The 17790-nt window shown below is 74.1% G+C and carries 16 protein-coding genes; 9 read left to right on the forward strand and 7 right to left on the reverse strand.

All coding sequences use genetic code 11. The features are described 5' to 3' along the window. Positions 1-93 precede the first annotated feature (93 nt). On the forward strand, positions 94-1593 hold the full coding sequence (locus tag ACFY3I_RS22390) for a PLP-dependent aminotransferase family protein (RefSeq protein ID WP_365294314.1): 1500 nt from the start codon (positions 94-96) through the stop codon (positions 1591-1593). 201 nt (positions 1594-1794) lie between these two features. Here ACFY3I_RS22390 and ACFY3I_RS22395 read toward each other — a convergent pair whose 3' ends face one another. Both ACFY3I_RS22395 and ACFY3I_RS22400 read right to left on the reverse strand, forming a co-directional pair. After that, positions 1795-3351 carry an ATP-binding protein gene (locus ACFY3I_RS22395; RefSeq protein WP_390862116.1) on the reverse strand — a complete coding sequence of 519 codons (1557 nt, stop codon included), beginning with the start codon at positions 3349-3351 and terminating at the stop codon, positions 1795-1797. A gap of 38 nt (positions 3352-3389) precedes the next feature. Further along, complete coding sequence (locus ACFY3I_RS22400) at positions 3390-3584, reverse strand: hypothetical protein (protein WP_351706957.1); 195 nt, start codon at positions 3582-3584, stop codon at positions 3390-3392. A 341-nt stretch (positions 3585-3925) separates the two neighbouring features. Here ACFY3I_RS22400 and ACFY3I_RS22405 point away from each other — a divergent pair, with 341 nt between their 5' ends. From ACFY3I_RS22405 to ACFY3I_RS22425, 5 genes are all read left to right on the forward strand, one after another. Next, positions 3926-4318, forward strand: a complete 393-nt coding sequence (locus ACFY3I_RS22405; RefSeq protein ID WP_390862118.1) for an ankyrin repeat domain-containing protein — start codon at positions 3926-3928, stop codon at positions 4316-4318. A gap of 301 nt (positions 4319-4619) precedes the next feature. After that, on the forward strand, positions 4620-6038 hold the full coding sequence (locus tag ACFY3I_RS22410; RefSeq protein WP_390862120.1) for a HEAT repeat domain-containing protein: 1419 nt from the start codon (positions 4620-4622) through the stop codon (positions 6036-6038). A gap of 228 nt (positions 6039-6266) precedes the next feature. Then, complete coding sequence (locus tag ACFY3I_RS22415) at positions 6267-7397, forward strand: glycosyltransferase family 1 protein (RefSeq protein ID WP_365294305.1); 1131 nt, start codon at positions 6267-6269, stop codon at positions 7395-7397. Next, a complete protein-coding gene (locus ACFY3I_RS22420; protein WP_365294303.1) occupies positions 7394-8599 on the forward strand; it encodes a glycosyltransferase in 1206 nt (401 codons plus the stop codon). Before ACFY3I_RS22415 ends, ACFY3I_RS22420 begins: the two co-directional genes overlap by 4 nt. Then, positions 8596-9447, forward strand: coding sequence for an SGNH/GDSL hydrolase family protein (locus ACFY3I_RS22425; protein WP_390862122.1), 852 nt, complete (start codon positions 8596-8598; stop codon positions 9445-9447). Before ACFY3I_RS22420 ends, ACFY3I_RS22425 begins: the two co-directional genes overlap by 4 nt. 175 nt (positions 9448-9622) lie before the next feature. Here ACFY3I_RS22425 and ACFY3I_RS22430 read toward each other — a convergent pair whose 3' ends face one another. Genes ACFY3I_RS22430 through ACFY3I_RS22450 form a run of 5 tightly spaced genes read right to left on the reverse strand, consistent with a single transcriptional unit; the run spans position 9623 to position 14048 of the window. After that, the gene (locus ACFY3I_RS22430) at positions 9623-10492 is read right to left on the reverse strand and encodes a biotin-dependent carboxyltransferase family protein (protein ID WP_390862124.1); all 870 of its coding nucleotides are present in this window, start codon (positions 10490-10492) and stop codon (positions 9623-9625) included. Beyond that, a complete protein-coding gene (locus ACFY3I_RS22435) occupies positions 10489-11136 on the reverse strand; it encodes an allophanate hydrolase subunit 1 (protein WP_390862126.1) in 648 nt (215 codons plus the stop codon). The genes ACFY3I_RS22430 and ACFY3I_RS22435 overlap by 4 nt, the downstream gene beginning before the upstream one ends. Next, the gene (locus ACFY3I_RS22440; protein WP_390862128.1) at positions 11133-11891 is read right to left on the reverse strand and encodes a LamB/YcsF family protein; all 759 of its coding nucleotides are present in this window, start codon (positions 11889-11891) and stop codon (positions 11133-11135) included. Before ACFY3I_RS22440 ends, ACFY3I_RS22435 begins: the two co-directional genes overlap by 4 nt. Positions 11892-11910: 19 nt before the next feature. Beyond that, positions 11911-12732, reverse strand: coding sequence for a putative hydro-lyase (locus tag ACFY3I_RS22445; RefSeq protein ID WP_390862130.1), 822 nt, complete (start codon positions 12730-12732; stop codon positions 11911-11913). Beyond that, the gene (locus ACFY3I_RS22450) at positions 12729-14048 is read right to left on the reverse strand and encodes an MFS transporter (protein WP_390862132.1); all 1320 of its coding nucleotides are present in this window, start codon (positions 14046-14048) and stop codon (positions 12729-12731) included. The genes ACFY3I_RS22445 and ACFY3I_RS22450 overlap by 4 nt, the downstream gene beginning before the upstream one ends. A gap of 252 nt (positions 14049-14300) precedes the next feature. Between ACFY3I_RS22450 and ACFY3I_RS22455 the strand changes: the two genes are divergently transcribed. The 3 genes from ACFY3I_RS22455 (at position 14301) to ACFY3I_RS22465 (ending at position 17670) form a co-directional block, all read left to right on the forward strand. Next, positions 14301-15002, forward strand: coding sequence for a GntR family transcriptional regulator (locus ACFY3I_RS22455; RefSeq protein WP_390862133.1), 702 nt, complete (start codon positions 14301-14303; stop codon positions 15000-15002). Between the two features lie 138 nt (positions 15003-15140). Then, complete coding sequence (locus ACFY3I_RS22460; protein WP_365294287.1) at positions 15141-16670, forward strand: hypothetical protein; 1530 nt, start codon at positions 15141-15143, stop codon at positions 16668-16670. A gap of 136 nt (positions 16671-16806) precedes the next feature. Further along, positions 16807-17670, forward strand: a complete 864-nt coding sequence (locus ACFY3I_RS22465) for a hypothetical protein (protein WP_365294284.1) — start codon at positions 16807-16809, stop codon at positions 17668-17670. Positions 17671-17790: the final 120 nt, after the last annotated feature.

Consider the following 17790-nt stretch of genomic DNA (forward strand, 5'->3'; position numbering starts at 1 on the left):
CCCCTGCTGGTGGTGGTGGACTGCTCCGTGTCACTCTGTGGCTTGAGAGGAAAAGCCATCCATGGCCAATTCGGGGAAGGTGGACTGATTCTCGTGGCGCAGTGGACCTCGGCAGTGGGTGCCGCACAGCTCGCCCGGCTGCTCAACTCGCAGCAGGAACGCCCGGCCGGCCCCGGCACCCGGCGTCCGCCCGCCTACCGCGCGCTCGCCGACGGGGTGCGCCTGCTGGTCCTGGAGGGACGCGTCCCGGTCGCCGCCCGGCTGCCCGCCGAACGCGAACTGGCCCTCGCCCTGTCCGTCAGCCGTACGACGGTGGCGGCGGCGTACGAGGCGCTGCGCGCGGAGGGGTTCCTCGAGTCCCGGCGGGGCGCCGGCAGCTGGACCGCCGTCCCGGCCGGCAACCCGTTGCCCGCCCGCGGCCTCGAACCGCTGCCGCCCGAGGCGCTCGGCTCCCTGATCGACCTGGGCACCGCCGCCCTGCCCGCGCCCGAGCCGTGGCTGACCCGCGCGGTCCAGGGCGCCCTGGAGGAACTCCCGCCGTACGCCCGCACGCACGGCGACTACCCGGCCGGGCTCCCTGTCCTGCGCGCGATGATCGCGGAGCGCTACACGGCGCGCGGTATCCCCACCATGCCCGAGCAGATCATGGTCACCACCGGGGCGATGGGCGCGATCGACGCGATCTGCCACCTCTTCGGCGGGCGCGGCGAACGGATCGCCGTCGAGTCACCCTCGTACGCCAACATCCTCCAGCTGATGCGGGAGGCGGGTGCCCGGCTGGTCCCGGTGGCGATGGCGGAGGGCCTCACGGGCTGGGACATGGACCGCTGGCGCCAGGTGCTGCGGGAGGCGGCGCCGCGGATCGCGTACGTGGTCGCCGACTTCCACAACCCCACCGGGGCGCTCGCCGACGAGGACCAGCGCCGACGGCTGGTCGACGCGGCCCGTTCGGCGGGCACGGTGCTCGTCGTCGACGAGACGATGAGCGAGCTGTGGCTGGACGAGGGGGTGGAGATGCCCCGTCCGGTCTGCGGCTTCGACCCGGCCGGCTCGACCGTGGTCACCGTCGGCTCCGCCAGCAAGGCGTTCTGGGCGGGCATGCGCATCGGATGGGTGCGCGCGGCGCCGGACGTCATCCGCAGCCTGGTCGCCGCGCGCGCCTACGCGGACCTCGGCACGCCGGTGGTGGAGCAGCTGGCGGTGAACTGGCTGTTCGGCACGGGGGGCTGGGAGCAGGCGGTCGAGGTGCGCCGCGCCCAGGCCCGGCAGAACCGGGACGATCTGCTGGCCGCGGTACGGCGGGAGCTGCCGGGCTGGGAGTTCGAGGTCCCCCGGGGCGGGCTCACGTTGTGGGTCCGGGCGGGCGGCCTGTCCGGATCACGTCTGGCGGAGGTGGGGGAGCGGGTGGGGGTGCGCGTCCCGTCCGGACCGCGGTTCGGGGTGGACGGCGCCTTCGAGGGGTACGTGCGGCTTCCGTTCACCGTGGGCGGGGCGGTGGCGGAGGAGGCGGCGACCCGGCTGGCCGCGGCGGCACGACTGGTGGAGGCCGGCGCCTCCGGCGGCGGCGAGTCACCGAGGACGTTCGTGGCATAGCACCGGTCACGGGGGCTCCCCGGCCGAGTGAAGGGGCGCGGGGAACTGCGCGACAAGCCTCCACGCGGCCGCGGTCGAACGACTGCCTCTTGCCTCCGTCTGGCGCAGCCTTTCGCACGGCGTGACGGGATCGCCCCTGAAGGGGCGCGGGGAACTGCGCGACAGCCCCCACTCGGCCGCGGTCGAACGGGCACCCGCACCTCAGCCCTCGGCGACCGCCGCCTCCACCGGTACCGCCCGCTCCGCCGGCTCGTTCCGCGGCGGCAGGAGTTCCAGCACCGCCTGCCGGTCCGTGTCGGCCGTCGCGTCGTCGTACGGATCCGGTGTGGACGGCACCTGGAGCCGCAGCACCGGGCCGTCGCCCAGCCGCGCGTAGCCCCGGCCCGGCGGCATGTGGGCCAACGGCGTCGTCTGCGGCGGGGCCCCCAGCGCCGTCTCCAGTTCGTCCGGCAGCGCGGGCCCGAGCACGACCCGCGCGCGCGTGTGCCGGCGCAGCGCCTCGCTGACCGAGTCCGTGCTGTCGAGGTGCTCGGCGACCACCACGGTGACGTTCGCCGCGCGGCCGTGCCGGAGCGGGGTCTGGAGCAGAACCTGCGGGTCCTGCTGCCCGTTCGCGGCGGCCAGGTGCGCGAAGGACCCCGGACGGTCCAGCAGGATCCACAGCGGGCGCCGGCAGTCGTCCGGCGGGGGATGTCCGGCCTGCCGGGCGCGGTTGAGGGCGATGAGCCGGCGTTCCGTCTCGTGCGCGGCCCATTCGAGGCTGGCCAGGGCCCCGGCGAGACCGCACTCCACGGCCAGGACCCCGTCCCGGCCGGAGAGGCACGCGTACTCGCCGGTGCCGCCGCCCTCGACGACCAGCACGTCGCCGTGGAGCAGGGCCTGCAGGGCGACGGACCGCAGCAGGGTCGAGGTGCCGCTGCCCGGACGGCCCAGCACGAGCAGATGGGGTTCGGTCGAGCGCGCTCCCGTGCGCCAGACGACCGGGGGGACGTCCCGCTGCTCGTCGCCGTAGGTGAGCGGGAGCGTGCGCTGGACCTCGCTGGGGTCGGTGAAGCCGAGGACCGTCTCGCCCGGCGCGGTGACGAACCGCTGGGCGGCGATGTCGGTCGGCAGCGGGGCGAGGGCGGTCACCGTGAGCCGGTTGCCCTCCTCGTCCCAGGAGAAGTGGTACTCGCGGCCGCGCCCGGACTTCGCGGTGAGCAGGTACTCGATCCGCGCGCGGGCCGAGGGCTCGCCGTCCGGGAAGTACGCGGGGTAGTGGATGAGCAGTTGGCCGATGCGGCCGGCGTCGTCGAACTCGTGGGACAGGAAGGCCTTCTCCCACTCCCCGCCGTGCGCGTACAGCGGTGCCGGGTCCCCGGCGGCCGAGAAGTACGGCACCAGGGCCTCGTACAGGGACTGGAGCCGCTGGGTCTGCGACTCGTCGGGGCCCTCCGGCGGGGGCGGGGTGCGGTCGCGGCCGTGCCAGGCACTCGCCGCCATCAGGGTGATGACGGCGAGCAGCGGTCCGTACGGCAGCAGGGCCACGACCAGGACGACCGAGGCCACCAGGAACAGCAGCGGGCCCCGCTTGTCCTTGGGGGTCTCCGACCACTTGTGCCGTCCTGCCGCGGCCAGCCTGCGCAGTCCGCGGGTGACGGTGATGAGCGGGTGGAGCACGTCGGTGGCGTTGTCGGCAGCCGTCCGGGCCAGCTCCCTGCTCCGGGCGAGCTGCGCGGTGCCGTTGCTCAGAATGCGGGGGAGAGGGCGCCGGACCACTGCTGTCTCCTGAAGGTGCGTAGGGACGGGAGGGGAGGTCAGAACTTGATGCCGCCGAGCAGGCTCGCCAGGCTCTCGCCGCCGGCCTTGATGCTCGGCGCGATGGCGGTGCTGGCGAGATAGAAGCCGAAGAGCGCCGAGCACGTGGCGTGCGACGGCTTCAGCCCGTCCTTGCGGAAGAAGAGGAAGACGATGATGCCGAGCACGATGACGCCTGAGATGGAGAGGATCATTTGAGATCTCCTGGTGTCGAGGGGGGACAGTCACCATGAGTTCTTCCAGCATCACAGCAGGTATCCATACGATTAAAGGTGCGAACGGGTGAATTTCGGCATATTTCACCCGCTTGGCGGATCGTTCCCGACCCGCGCTGACCAGGCGGGACACCGGCCGGCGCGACGCGGGTGATCATTCGGCGCAACCGCCGTGATCCTCGCCCCGGGCGGTCCCGGTCACGAGCACCCTGGAGCCAGTACGCTGGCGATTCACTCGTACGGCCGCGCGGCCCGCCCGTTGCCGTACGCTCCCACCGTCCACGCAAGTCCCGCAGCACACAGGAGAGGCGGTCCGTTCGATGAGCGAAGCCCCCGACCCCGAGGTCGTGGAGCTGGCGACCAAGATCTTCGATCTGGCCCGGCAGGGGCGGAGCGAGGCGCTCGTGGCGTACCTCGACGCGGGCGTTCCGGCCAACCTCACCAACGACCGCGGTGACTCCCTCGTGATGCTCGCCGCCTACCACGGGCACGCCGAGGCGGTGCGCGAGCTGCTCGCGCGGGGCGCCGAGGCGGACCGGATCAACGACAGGGGCCAGACCCCGCTCGCCGGAGCCGTCTTCAAGGGCGAGACGGAGGTCGTCAAGGTGCTCATGGAGGCCGGCGCGGATCCGGCCGCGGGCACCCCGTCGGCGGTCGACACCGCCCGGATGTTCGGCAAGGCGGATCTTCTCGAGTTGTTCGGTATCGGCTGAACCGTCCCATCCCACCAGCGAAAACACACATAACGGGGGAGGCGGTACAGGGCCGCCGAAATTTCGGTCGCGGCAGGTCGAAGTGCCGGGTCATCATGACGTCGTGATTCATGGACGCGATGGCTGGGCAGGTGATGCCGCACCGCGCGGGCCGTGACGCGGCCCGCATGGGCCACTGACGAGAGGCAGAGAGAGATGGTCTACAGCAAGCAAGAGACGGCGGGCGCTCCGACGTTGTGTCACGCGGCCAGGTAGTGCGTGTTCTCCGGTTGCGTCGACGCTTGATGTGAGGCTGTTTCCCATGTTCGATCCGGTCATAGCGCCCAGCGGTACGCTGCTCGGCCTGCTCCAGAGGGGCCGTGGCGACGGCACGCTGCACGCGCTCACCGCCCCGCGCGCCGAAGCGCTCGCGGCACTGAACCACTGCGTGCTCCGCGACCCCCGCCACGACTGGCAGGTGGAGAACCGCTCCCTGTACTACGCCCGCCTGTATCTCGACCTGAACGGCGAGCTGGACGCCATCGAGGCGCACCTCTTCGACCCCGACGACGTCCTCGACACCGAGGAGTCCCGCACCGGCCTCGCGCTGGCCGTGCTCGGGCACCTCGCCTCCTACGGCAGGCGGGACGCGCTCGCGCTGCTGCGCCGGTACGCCGCCACCGGCACCAACTGGGCCTGGGCCCTGGACGAGCTGGCGCTCCGCGACGACGACGCGGGCCTGAGCGCCCTGGCCGCCCCGGTGCTCGCGCGCTTCACCACGGACGCCGAGGGCGAGGCCGAGCTGGCCGCCGCCGTGCGGGACGCCTTCGAGCCACGGCCCTGGCGGCTGTGGGCCGACGACCCCCGCGAATCGATCGGCACCCGCGTGCGCGCCGCACAGGAAGCCGGCTGTTTCGACCGCTGGCAGCGCCAGATGCGACCTACCGGACCCCGTCCGGGGTGGAGCGTGCGCGCGGTCTTCGAGTGGGCCCAGCAGGGCGTCGAGCGGGGCGCCGCCCTCCATGTGCCCGCCGCCCGCTGCCTGGTCGCCGTGGCCGGTCCCGAGGACCGCCCGGAGATCCTCCAGGCGGCCAAGGACGGCACCGACGGCGCCCGCTGCACCGCGTTGCGCTACCTCGCCGACAGCGACGACCCCGACGCCCTGAACCTGATCGAGGCCGCCGTGGTCGACGGCACCGCAGCCGTCGTGGAAGCGGCCGTCGACGCCTTCGAACGCATGCGCGGTGCCGCCGCCGTCGACCGCGCCCGGGGCTGGGCCCGGCGGCCCGACGCCCTCGGCGCCGCCGCCGGACGGATGCTCGCCTGCCAGGGCGGTGCCCAGGACAGCGAACTGGTCCTCACGGCCCTGCGGGAGGCCGTCCGCGGCGAAGGCCCGGACGCGCCGACCCTGTGGACCCTCGTCGACGGCACCGGACGCCTCGGCATCGCCTGCGCCGCGCCCGTCCTGCGCCACGTCTACCGCGAGACCGCCTCGTCCCACCTCCGCGGCCGCGCCGCCCGCGCCCTGGCCGCCACCGATCCCTCCTTCCCCGCCGGCTTCGCCGTCGAATGCCTGTGGGACTGTGAGGAGACCACCCGCGAGATCGCCGCCCGGCACGCCGAGACCGGTGACGTCCGGGTCGTCGAACAGCTCCGCCGGCTCGCCGCCGACCCCGCCGAGGAGGACGAGGTCCAGACGGCCGTCCGCAGCCGCATCGGACCGGACACGCCCGCCGTGTGAGACATCGCCACGGGGGACCACGGCTTCATCTCGGGAACCACGGGGGGTCCCGCATACGTTCTTTTCGCGGACGTCGGCCCGCCAGGTGAACGGGCGGTGACCGGCAGACCAGTCGGGCATGGCCGCCGGCTGGCCCGCTCTGGTGTGCAGGGCAACGCTCATGGGACGTTTAACATTCGGAAAGATCCACTTTGACGCGGCCACGTCCAGCGCGGCGACAACACGGGTATGCGTGTCGTCATCGTGACCGAATCCTTTCCCCCCGATGTGAACGGCGTGGCCCACTGCGCGCTCCAGACCGCCCGACACCTCGTCGATCGCGGTCACGCGCCCCTCGTCGTCGCTCCGGCTCCCGCCCCCGGAAACAGGCTCGCGGCGGCTGCCGCGCCGTGCCCTGTCGTCCACGTCCCCTCCCTCCCGCTCCCGGGCTATCCCCAGGTCCGCGTGGCCCTCCCCAGCCGCAAGCTCGCCGCCGCGCTGATCGAGCACCGCGCGGACGTCGTCCACCTGGCCAGCCCCTTCATCCTCGGAGTCCGCGGCATGGCCGCCGCGGCCCGGCTCGGCATCCCCGCCGTCGCCGTCTACCAGACGGACCTGGCCGGATATGCCCGCACCTACGTGGGCGCCGGCGAGGCGGCCGCCTGGCGGCGGATCCGCTCCGTCCACGGCGCCGCCGACCGCACCCTCGCCCCGTCCACCGCCTCCATCAGCGACCTGGAGTCGCACGGGGTGCCCCGGATCCAGTTGTGGCAGCGCGGAGTGGACACCGTCCGCTTCCGCCCCGAGTTCCGCGACGAGACGCTGCGCCGCGAGATCGCCCCGAACGGCGAGGTCATCGTCGGCTACGTCGGCCGCCTCGCGCCCGAGAAGCAGATCGAACTCCTCGCCGGGGTCTGCGGCCTGGACGGCGTCAAGGTCGTGATCGTGGGCGACGGCCCCAGCCAGCCCCACCTCACCGAGGCGCTGCCCGGCGCGGTCTTCCTCGGCCGCCGTACCGGCCACGACCTGGCCCGGATCTTCGCCTCGTTCGACGTGTTCGCGCACACCGGCCCCTTCGAGACGTTCTGCCAGACCGTCCAGGAGGCCATGGCCAGCGGTGTCCCGGTCGTCGCGCCCGCCGCCGGCGGCCCGATCGACCTGGTCGACCACGGCCGCACCGGGTTCCTGGTACCGCCGCGCGACGCGGGCGCCGTCCGGGAGGCGGTCGCCTCCCTGGTGGCCGACCCCGCGATGCGGGCCGGCTTCGGCGCCGCCGCCCGCGAGACCGTCGAGGGCCGCACCTGGGCCGCGGTCGGCGACCAGCTGATCCAGCACTACGAGGACGTGCTCGCGGCGCGCCGGCCGGTGGTGGCGGCATGAGCGTCTCCTCGTCGGCGCCCCTGCGCATCGTCAGGCTCGCCAACTTCGTCGCGCCCTCCTCCGGCGGGCTGCGCACCGCCCTGCGCGAACTCGGGAAGGGCTTCGTGGCCGCCGGCCACGAGTCGGTCCTGATCGTGCCCGGCGAGCGCTACTCGGACCGGGTCGAGGAGCAGGGCCGGGTCATCACGCTGCCCGGCCCGGTGCTGCCCGGCACCGGCGGCTACCGTGTCCTCGTCGACAAGACCCGCGTCCAGACGCTCCTGGAGCACCTCGCCCCGGACCGCCTGGAGGTGTCCGACCGGACCACCCTGCGCTGGACCGGCCGCTGGGCCCGGCGCGCCCGGATACCCGCCGTGATGGTCTCCCACGAGACCGCCGACGGCGTCCTGCGCACCTGGGGCATGTCCGAGAACATGTCCCGGCGCACCGCCGACGCCCTCAACATCCGCACCGCGCACACCTACGCGCGCGTGGTGTGCACCACCGAGTTCGCCGAGCGCGAGTTCATCCGCATCGGCGCCCGCAACGTCGTACGCGCCCCGCTGGGCGTCGACCTCACGGGCCGCCACCCCTCGATGCGCGACCTGGACCTGCGGGCCCGGTACGCGAGCGAGGACGAGGCGCTGCTCGTCATGTGCTCGCGGCTGTCCGTGGAGAAGCGGCCCGGAACCGCCCTGGACGCCGTGGAGGCGCTCGTCAGACGCGGCCGACGGGTGGTCCTGGTCGTCGCCGGCGACGGGCCGCTGCGGGCGCGGCTGGAACAGCGCGCGCGGGAGCGCAGACTGCCGGTGACCTTCCTGGGGCACGTCTCCGACCGGGACACCCTGGGCGCGCTGCAGGCGTCCGCCGACGTGGCCATGGCGCCCGGCCCGGCCGAGACCTTCGGGCTCGCCGCCCTGGAGGCCATGGCCTGCGGGACGCCCGTGGTCGCCAGCGCCTCCTCCGCGCTGCCCGAGGTGATCGGCTCCGCGGGGGCCACCGCGGCCGACCGCGGCGACGCCTTCGCCGACGCGGTGGAGATGCTGCTGGAGCGGCCCGCTCCCGAGCGCCGGGCAGTGGCACGCGCGCGTGCGGAGTGCTTCGGCTGGGGTACGGCCGTGGAGGCCTTCCTCGCCGCGCACGACGCGCCGGTGCTGTGCCGTCGTGACGAGAACGGAGCGACGGAACCGATCCGTCGTGTCGTGCCGGAGGGCGTGGCATGAGAACGGTTCGGTTCGTGGCGCTGGGTGACTCGCTGACCGAGGGCGTGGGCGACCCCGCGGGCGACGGGTGGCGCGGCTGGGCCGCGCTGCTCGCCGGCGGACTCGCCGCGAAGGACGTGGATTTCACCAACCTCGCGGTCAGCGGGGCGCAGACCCGGGACGTGCTGGAACGCCAGACCCCGGCCGCACTGGACCTGCGCCCCGACATCGTCGCCGTCGTCATCGGCGTCAACGACACCCTGCGCTGCACCTTCGACATCCACGCGGTGGCCGAGCGGCTGGACAAGGTCTACGCGACCCTGACCGCGCAGGGCGCCACCCTGCTCACGGCGTGCCTGCCCGACCCCGGTGCGATGTGGGGACTGCCGGGCGCCCTGGCGCGTCCGCTGGCCCGCCGGGGGCGTGCGGTCAACGCGGTGGTGCACGCGCTGTCCGAGCGGTACGGGGCGGTCCACCTGCACGCGTCGGAGGGTGCCTGGCTCACCGACCGCGACATGTGGAGCGCGGACCGGCTGCACCCGTGCGAGCGCGGGCACCGGCAGCTCGCCGTCCGCTTCCACGCCCTGCTCGCCCCGCTGGGCATGGCCACGGGGACGGCGCCGTCCCCCGAGCCCGAGTTCCCGCCGCCGACGAAGAAGGCGAGCCTCTTCTGGCTGGCCACGGCCGGGACCGCCTGGGTGATCAGGCGCTGCCGCGACCTGCTGCCCCAGCTGCTGCGGCTGGCCGTCGACGAGATGCGGCACCGCCGCAGGGGCACCAGCGCACGCCTGGACCTGAGCGCGTCCGCCGCCGTCTCCGCCGCGCTGGCCGCCCTCCAGGCGCCGGAGCGGCCCGCCGACGCCGCGTGAGGACGACGACGTCCCACGCGGATGCCCGGTGCGACCGCCGGGGCGGCTCGGCCCAGGGGCGGCGGCGGTTCGAGGAGCGGCGGCGGCCGACCGCCGTGCGGTTCGGGGGTCGGCGGCGGCTCACCGCCAGGCGGTTCCAGGGCTGGCGGCGGCTCACCGCCGTGCGGTTCGAGGGTCAGTGGCGGCTCACCTCCGTGAAGCGGACCGGGATGCCGGGGACCGCCTGGGCCGCGGCCGGGAGGTCGGCGGCGCGGACCACCGCGATCACCGGATAGCCGCCGGTGGTCGGATGGTCGGCCAGGAACACCACCGGACGGCCGTCCGGCGGCACCTGGACGGCGCCGAGGACCATGCCCTCGCTGGGGAGTTCACCGGGAAGGGCCCGTTCCAGGACGGGCCCTTCCGTGCGCAGCCCGATCCGGTTGCCCGCCGACGACACGCGGAACGCGCGCGAGGTGAGGACGCGGACGGCCGCGGGGGTGAACCAGTCGGCGCGCGGTCCGAGCGTGACCCGCAGCACCAGCTCCGCGGGCGGGGACGGCTGCGGTGCGACGTCCACGCGCGCGGGCGGGCCCACCGGTGCGCCCAGGGGAAGCACCATGCCGTCCGCCAGCGGGGGCGGCCCGAGCCCGGAGAGCAGATCCGTGGCCCGGCTGCCCAGCACCGGCTCCACGGCGATCCCGCCCGAGACGGCCACGTAGCTCCGCACGCCGGACCGGGCCGCCCCCACCTCCAGCAGCTCCCCGGCCGGGACCACCACGGGCGCGCCCCACGCGGCCGGGCGCCCGCCCACCGCGACCGGCCCCGGCGCACCCGCGACCGCGGCCACCACCGTCGACCGGGGCCGCACGGCACAGCCGTTCAGGGTCGTCTCCAGGACGGCCGCGTCCGGTGAGTTGCCGACCAGCCGGTTCACGAGCGCCGCGGCCGGCGCGTCCAGCGCCCCCGAACGAGGCACCCCGAGATGCGCGTACCCGGGGCGTCCGCGGTCCTGCACGGTGGTCAGCGCCCCCGCCCGTACGACGACGAGCGCACGGTCGCTCATGCTCCCCCCACCGGCACGAACCGCACCCGCGCACCCGGCGTCAGCAGCGCGGCCGGCACGCGCGCGTGGTCCCACAGCACCGCCTCCGTCGTCCCGATCAACTGCCAGCCGCCCGGCGAGGAGCGCGGGTACACGCCGGTGTACGGCCCGGCCAGCGCCACCGCGCCGGCGGGTACCGCGGTGCGCGGAGTGGCCCGGCGCGGCACGTCGTAGCGGGCGGGCAGTCCGGTGAGGTAGCCGAAGCCGGGCGCGAAACCGCAGAAGGCGACCGTGAACTCGGTGTCCGCGTGGATCCGGCCCACCTCCTGTTCGGACACCCCCCAGTGGGCGGCGACCCCGGCCAGGTCCGGGCCGTCGTAGCGCACGGGCAGTTCGACGGTGCCCCGTGCCTGAGGCGCGGTCGACGGGATCTCGGCGAGGGCCAGTTCGGCGGCGAGGCGGACCGGGTCGTCGAGGCCGTCGAGCAGGACGGTGCGGGCGGCCGGCACGATCTCGCGGGCCCGCAACGAGCCCTCCGCGCGCCGTCGCGAGAGCTCGGCGTGCAGGGCCTGGGCCTGCGGGCCGGAGCCGACCTCGATCAGGAGGGCGTCGTCACCGACGAGGTGGGTCGTCACGCGTGTCGTGGCCTCCGGTGCCGTGCTCATGCGAAGGCCGCGACGGTCACGCCCGCCTCCGTGAGCCGGGTGCGCACCAGGCGCGCCAGCTCCACGGCGCCCGGGGTGTCACCGTGCAGGCAGAGCGACCGGGCGCGCACGTTGATGCGCGCGCCGGAGCGGGCGGTGACCGCGCCGGAGCGCGCCAGCTCCACCGAGCGCTGCGCCACGGTCTCCGGATCGCTCAGCACCGCGCCCTCGCTCCCGCGCGGGACGAGCGTCCCCTCGTCGGTGTACGCGCGGTCCGCGAACGCCTCGGTGACCGCGGGCAGTCCCGCCTCGCCGGCCCGCTCCAGCAGCCGGGAACCGGGCAGCCCGAGGAGGGACACGGCGGGACTCGCGAGGAGCACGCCGTCGACCACCGCTGCGGCCTGCTCCTCGTCGTGCACGACCCGGTTGTAGAGCGCGCCGTGCGGCTTCACGTAAGCCACGCGTGCACCGGCGGCGCGGGCGAAGACCTCCAGCGCGCCGATCTGGTAGGCCACCTCGGCCGCCAGCTCGGCGGGCGGCACGTCCATCGCGCGCCGCCCGAACCCGGCCAGGTCCCGGTAGGACACCTGGGCGCCGATGGTCACCCCGCGCGCCACCGCCAGTTCGCAGACGCGCCGCATGGTGGCCGCGTCCCCCGCGTGGAAGCCGCAGGCGACGTTGGCGCTGGTGACGACGGACAGCAACCGCTCGTCGTCGGTCAGCCGCCAGCGGCCGAAGCCCTCGCCGAGGTCGGCGTTCAGGTCGATCGAGGTCATGGACAAGCCGTCTTTCCTGTCAGGCGACGCGGTACTGCTCGTCGCGGGCGTCGCTGATGAACATCTGGCCCGGCGCGTGCGTGATGGCGAACGGCGGCCGGGAGGCCATCACGGCGGCCTGCGGGGTCACCCCGCAGGCCCAGAACACCGGGATGTCGTCGGGGTCGGCGTCCACCGGGTCGCCGAAGTCGGGCCGGCCGAGATCGCGGATGCCGAGGGCCGCGGGGTCGCCGCAGTGCACGGGGCCGCCGTGCACCGCCGGGAGCCGGCTGCTCTCGCGGATCGCGGCCGACAGGTGCTGCGGCGGGACCGGGCGCATCGACACCACCATCGGCCCGCTCAGCCGCCCCGCCGGACGGCACGGGCGGCCGGTCACGTACATCGGCACGTTCCGGCCCTGCTCGACATGGCGGATCGGTACGCCCGCCCCGGCCAGCGCCCACTCGAACGTGAAGCTGCAACCCAGCAGGAACGACACCAGGTCGTCCCGCCAGTAGGCCGTCGCGTCGGTCGGCTCGTCCACCAACTCCCCGTCCCGCCAGACGCGGTAGCGCGGCAGGTCGGTGCGCAGGTCCGCGCCCTCGGCGAGCACGGTGGCCGTCGCGCCCGCGTCGGTGACGTCGAGCACCGGGCAGGGCTTGGGATTGCGCTGGCAGAACAGCAGCATCTCGTAGGCCCAGTCGGCGGGCACCGAGATCAGGTTGGCCTGGGTGTGGCCGGCCGCGACCCCGGCCGTGGGGCCCGTGAGGCCCCGGCGGAACCGGGCACGGGCCGCTTCCGGGCGCCACGCGTGCGCGTGCTCGTCGACGAGGGTGACGGGGAGATCCGCCGTACGGTTCACGCGAGTTCCTTCCCGCGGGTCTCCGGAAGCCCGAACAGGGCCAGTGCGGCGAGCCCGTAGCCGGCCGCGCCGAAGACCAGCGCGCCGCCCACACCCCAGCTGTCGGCCAGGAAGCCCACCAGGGTCGGGAAGACCGCGCCCACCGCGCGGCCCGCGTTGTAGGTGAAGCCCTGCCCGGTGCCGCGCACCGCCGTCGGATACAGCTCGCTGAGATAGGAACCGAACCCGCTGAAGATCGCCGACATGCAGAACCCGAGCGGGAAACCGAGTACCAGGAGCGTGGTGTTGGCGCCGTCCGGGATGTTCGCGTACGCCAGCACGCAGACCGCCGACAGCAGGGCGAAGAGCCAGATGTTGCGACGCCGGCCCAGCCGGTCGGTGAGGTAGCCGCCGGTCAGGTAGCCGAGGAAGGCGCCCGAGATCAGGAAGGTCAGATAGCCGCCGGTCCCGACCACCGACAGACCGCGCTCGGTCTTCAGGTACGTCGGGACCCAGGTCGCCAGCGTGTAGTAGCCGCCCTGGACACCCGTGGACAGCAGGCCCGCGAAGACCGTGGTGCGCAGCAGGCCCGGGGCCTCGGCCGTGCCCGGACGGAATATCACCGCGAACGACCCGCGTCCGGGGCTCCGTTCGCGTACCGCGACCGCCTGCGGGGCGTCGTGCACGCGGCGGCGCAGCCACACCACCAGCAGGGCGGGCAGCGCCCCGGTCCAGAACATCACCCGCCAGGCGAAGTCGTCGCCGGCGAAGGAGAAGACGAGTGTGTAGACGACCACGGCGAGCGCCCAGCCGACGGCCCACGAGCTCTGGATCGCGCCGAGCGTGCGGCCGCGGTGCCGGGCGCTCGCGTACTCGGCGACCAGGATCGCGCCGACCGCCCATTCGCCGCCGAAGCCGAGACCCTGGAGGGCCCGGAACACCAGCAGGGTCTCGTAGTCGGGCGCGAAGCCGCAGGCGACCGTGAAGACGGCGTAGGTGATGACCGTGATCATCAGGGCGCGGACCCGGCCGACCCGGTCGGCGACCACGCCCGCCGCGGCCCCGCCGACCGCGGAGACCACCAGGGTGACGGTGGTGAACAGGCCGGTCTGGCCGCTGTCCAGGCCGAAGTGGGCGGCGAGCGCGACCATGCTCAGCGGCAGGGTGAAGTAGTCGTACGAATCCAAGGCATAGCCGCCGAAAGCACCGGCGAACGCGTGCCGGCCACGCGGACCGAGCGCGCGCAGCCAGCCGAACGCGCCGTCCTCGGCGGTGTGTTCACCCTCGACGGGGTGTGCGCCGGAGGTCATGGCCTTGGGTGGGGGAGTCGTGCTCATGGGCACCTCGCAGGAAGGAGGGGGACGGAGGGTGCGGGACTGAGCGGTGCGGGCGGGGCTGAGCGGCGCGGTGCGGCGCGATTCGGTGCGGTGCGGTGCGGTGCGGTGCGGTGCCGGGATGCCGCGATGGCGTCGCGATGGCGTCGTGCGGTGCCGTGTCCGGGTGGGCGTGCTGAGCACCGTAGGGGATCGTTCAACGATCCTTCAATACCTACGTTGTCTCGTTCCGTTGTCTGCGGTTGAATTCCGGGCATGGCAGAGCAGCTGTCGGGACTTGCCGACGACCGGGCCCTCCTCGGGCGCACCAGCACCGCCGAACGGGTCTCCGACATCCTCAGGAGCCGCATCGCCGACGGCTACTTCCCGCCGGGCACCCGCCTGTCCGAGGACGGCATCGGCGGCGCCCTCGGTGTCTCCCGCAACACCCTGCGCGAGGCGTTCCGGCTGCTCACCCACGAACGTCTGCTGGTCCACGAACTCAACCGGGGCGTCTTCGTCCGGGTCCTGACCGTCGAGGACGTCGAGGACATCTACCGCACCCGCGCCCTGGTCGAATGCGCCGTCGTACGCGGCCTCGGCGAGCCCCCGTACGCCCTGGACGCACTCTCCGCGGCGGTCACCGAAGGCCTGCGGGCGGCGGCCGGAGATGACTGGAAAGCGGTGGGTACGGCCAATATCCACTTCCACCGCGAACTGGTCGCCCTGGCCGGCAGCGAACGCACGGACGAACTGATGCGCAGCGTCTTCGCCGAACTCCGCCTCGCCTTCCACGTGGTCGACGACCCGCACGCCCTGCACGAGCCGTACCTGGCCCGGAACCGGGAGATCCTGAACGCGCTGGAGAAGGGCGACAGGCGCGGGGCGGAACGACTCCTTGAGACCTACCTCACGGACTCCCTGGAACGAGTGGTCGAGGTGTACCGCCGCCGGGTGGGCGAGGACCTCACTCCGTAAGGGCCGCACCCGGCGAGGAGCGCGGGGAACCACGCGGCCGGCCCCCGCCGGCCGGCACCCGAGGAACCGGCCCCGGGGGCGACCGGCGGAGGCGTACCGTTTGGGCCGTTGTCAGACCAAGGACCTAGTCTGTGCACCGTGACTTCGCCTGCGACGACGGACAGCGCTCCGCCCCAGCTCAGCGCGGGGCCGCGCCCGGCGCCGGGCCCGGCCGCCGACGAGGGGCTGGCGCGGCGGCTGCGCGCGCTCGCCTGCACCGCGCCGCTGCACGACCTGGACACGCGCAAGGCGAACCTCGCGGGCGAGTACTCGGTGTACGGCATGGCCGAGGTGGCCCTGTCCGCCATCGACCTGGTCACGCTCAACATGGACTTCGACACCGGCGCCGACCACGAGCAGATCGTCGCCCGGCTGATCCCGCGGATCTCCGCCCAGACCCCGCACCGCCCCGTCGCCGAGCACGAGCGCGTGGCCCGCTGGGTCCTGGAGAACCTGATCAACGTCGGCAGCGTCGACCGCGGCTTCCGCGCGGTGTACGGCACCTTCGCCCCCGACGGGTCCTACGTCCGCCGGGACTACGACTTCAAACTGATCGAGGAGGTCCCGGGCCCCGGCGGCACGGTGTACCTCCGGACCACCGACGAGGCGGTCAACGTCCTGGTCGGCGCGCTCGACACCGACGTCACCAGCGCCCAGATCGCCGCCGAGGTCAAGCTGGAGGTGCTGGTCAACCGCGGCCGGCTCGCCGACGCCCAGCTCGCCGCCGAGCAGGCCCGCTACCGGACCGTGCAGTACTCGGAGACCCTGCGCCGCGCCCTGGACGCCACCCGCCGCAACGTCCGCGCGGTGGACTGGCTCAACGCCGTCCCCGACATGATCGCCGAGGCACTGGACCACGTCGCCGACCGCTACCGGCACGAGAACGCGATCCTCACCAACATCCGCAAGGCCCGCGACGAGACCGAGGAGCCGGAGAACAAGCGGCGCGCCGCCGAGCTGGTCGACATCGTCAAGGACTGCATCCGACGCCACACGCAGTTGCAGTCCCGGCTGCTGGAGGCCGGACCGCTGTTCCGCGCGGAACAGGACCGGCAGGCCTTCGCGACACCGATGACGACCTCCGGCACCGACCTGTACGGACACCTGCTCGCACCGCTGCTGCCGCTGCCGCTGGACCAGGCGAGCCGGGTCACCGGGGCGTTCTTCGCCCGCGGTACCGGGCTGCGGACACCGGTGTCGGTGCGGGTGGGCGACCTCGTCGACATACTGCTGACCCCGCCCGTGGAGCGCGAGCACCTGGGCGCGGAGATGCCCGAGCCCGACCTGATCGCCACGCCCGACGACAGCCGGTTCAGCGAGGAGCAGCTGGCCGACGCCATGCGGCTGCTGGACCTCCCGGCCGACGCGCCGCGACGGCTGTCGGGGCTGCTCGCCGAGGCGCGGCGGGCGGGCGGCGAGGATCTCGCCTACCTGGTCGCGCTGCTCGCCGTGCACGCCGCCAGCCCGGCCGTGGGCACGGCCTACCGGCAGGGCGAGGAGAAGCTGCTGTTCGCGGTGGACGACGGCACGGAGCTGGACGACCCCGGCTTCGGCGGCGCCGACCTGATCGTGGGCACCGCCCTGCTGGACGCGGCGGGGATGGCCGCGGACCGGACCGAGGCCGCGTGATGCCGGACACCGGGTGCGGGCCGTCGGTGACCGGCCGCGCCCACGCGGCGCCGGCGGCCGCGCATCCGACACCGCCCAGGACCCCTGACGGGGCGCTCGCGCCGGCCCCCGTTCCCAAGCCCAAGGAGATGTCCCCGTGAACGAGTACGTCGAGGCCGACGCGCCCCCCGCGCCGGCCAACACTGCCGTCACGCCCGCCGACGCCGCCGACGCCGCCCGGCTGGTCGCCTTCGGGCTGCAGCCCAAGCTGCAGCCCGCGCGGGACCAGGAGTACACCGAACTGCTCCGCCGCTACCGGGAGGACCCGCCGTTCGCGCGGCTCGCGGACGCCGTGGCCGCCGGGCTCGGACTGGTGGTGCTGGAGGTGTCGCCCCGCGCCGGCATGGCCGTGACCGCCGCCGAGGACTCGGTGTTCGCCGTCCGCATGGGCGACTACGCGCGCCGTACCTCCGCCGACGGCGGCGACCGGTTCCTGCACGGACTGGCCCACCTCGCCGTCGCCGCCCTGGCGTTCCCGCGCCCCGAGGACCTCGCCGACGACGGCTACATCGGACGGATCACGGTCAACGGCGTCGACACCTTCGTCCGGCAGGCCTGCCGCCGCCTGGAGGAGCGGGCCGACGAACTGGGGGAGAACACCGACCCGGCCACCGACGCGCCCGGCCTGGAGGCCGCCTGGCGGATCTGGGCCAGACGCAGCGCGACCGGCGCCACCAAGGACGCCCGCCGGCTCGCCGGATCCACCACCGGCATCATCGGCAAGGCGGTCGTCTTCCTCACCGACTCGGGGTTCCTCCAGCGCACCGGCGACGACCAGGGCGGCACCTACCGCACGACGGCCCGCTACCAGCTCCAGGTGCGGGACATGGCCGGCAGCGCCGCCATGGCCGAACTGCTGGAACTGGGCGTCGTCCCGGTCACCGACGGCACGGCCAGCCTGCTGCCCGCCGACGACGGCGACGACCTGGTCGCCGACGCCGGCCTGCCGTTCCACTCCTGACCGCCTGCACCACCTGACCACCTGACCGCCTGCACCTCCTGACCTTCTGCACCTCCTGACCTTCTGCACCTCCTGACCTCTGACCTGACCGTCCGGAACCACCGCACCTTCCCCAGACTT

The sequence above is a fragment of the Streptomyces sp. NPDC001068 genome, assembly GCF_042897315.1.
Taxonomy (GTDB): domain Bacteria; phylum Actinomycetota; class Actinomycetes; order Streptomycetales; family Streptomycetaceae; genus Streptomyces.

Bases quoted from the DNA above. Each gene is read 5' to 3' on its own strand.
- ACFY3I_RS22410 (WP_390862120.1), top strand. From the start codon at position 4,620: ATGTTCGATCCGGTCATAGCGCCCAGCGGTACGCTGCTCGGCCTGCTC.
- ACFY3I_RS22405 (WP_390862118.1), top strand. From the start codon at position 3,926: ATGAGCGAAGCCCCCGACCCCGAGGTCGTGGAGCTGGCGACCAAGATC.
- ACFY3I_RS22400 (WP_351706957.1), bottom strand. From the start codon at position 3,584: ATGATCCTCTCCATCTCAGGCGTCATCGTGCTCGGCATCATCGTCTTC.
- ACFY3I_RS22440 (WP_390862128.1), bottom strand. From the start codon at position 11,891: ATGACCTCGATCGACCTGAACGCCGACCTCGGCGAGGGCTTCGGCCGC.
- ACFY3I_RS22450 (WP_390862132.1), bottom strand. From the start codon at position 14,048: ATGAGCACGACTCCCCCACCCAAGGCCATGACCTCCGGCGCACACCCC.
- ACFY3I_RS22435 (WP_390862126.1), bottom strand. From the start codon at position 11,136: ATGAGCACGGCACCGGAGGCCACGACACGCGTGACGACCCACCTCGTC.
- ACFY3I_RS22455 (WP_390862133.1), top strand. From the start codon at position 14,301: ATGGCAGAGCAGCTGTCGGGACTTGCCGACGACCGGGCCCTCCTCGGG.
- ACFY3I_RS22415 (WP_365294305.1), top strand. From the start codon at position 6,267: ATGCGTGTCGTCATCGTGACCGAATCCTTTCCCCCCGATGTGAACGGC.
- ACFY3I_RS22425 (WP_390862122.1), top strand. From the start codon at position 8,596: ATGAGAACGGTTCGGTTCGTGGCGCTGGGTGACTCGCTGACCGAGGGC.
- ACFY3I_RS22420 (WP_365294303.1), top strand. From the start codon at position 7,394: ATGAGCGTCTCCTCGTCGGCGCCCCTGCGCATCGTCAGGCTCGCCAAC.
- ACFY3I_RS22430 (WP_390862124.1), bottom strand. From the start codon at position 10,492: ATGAGCGACCGTGCGCTCGTCGTCGTACGGGCGGGGGCGCTGACCACC.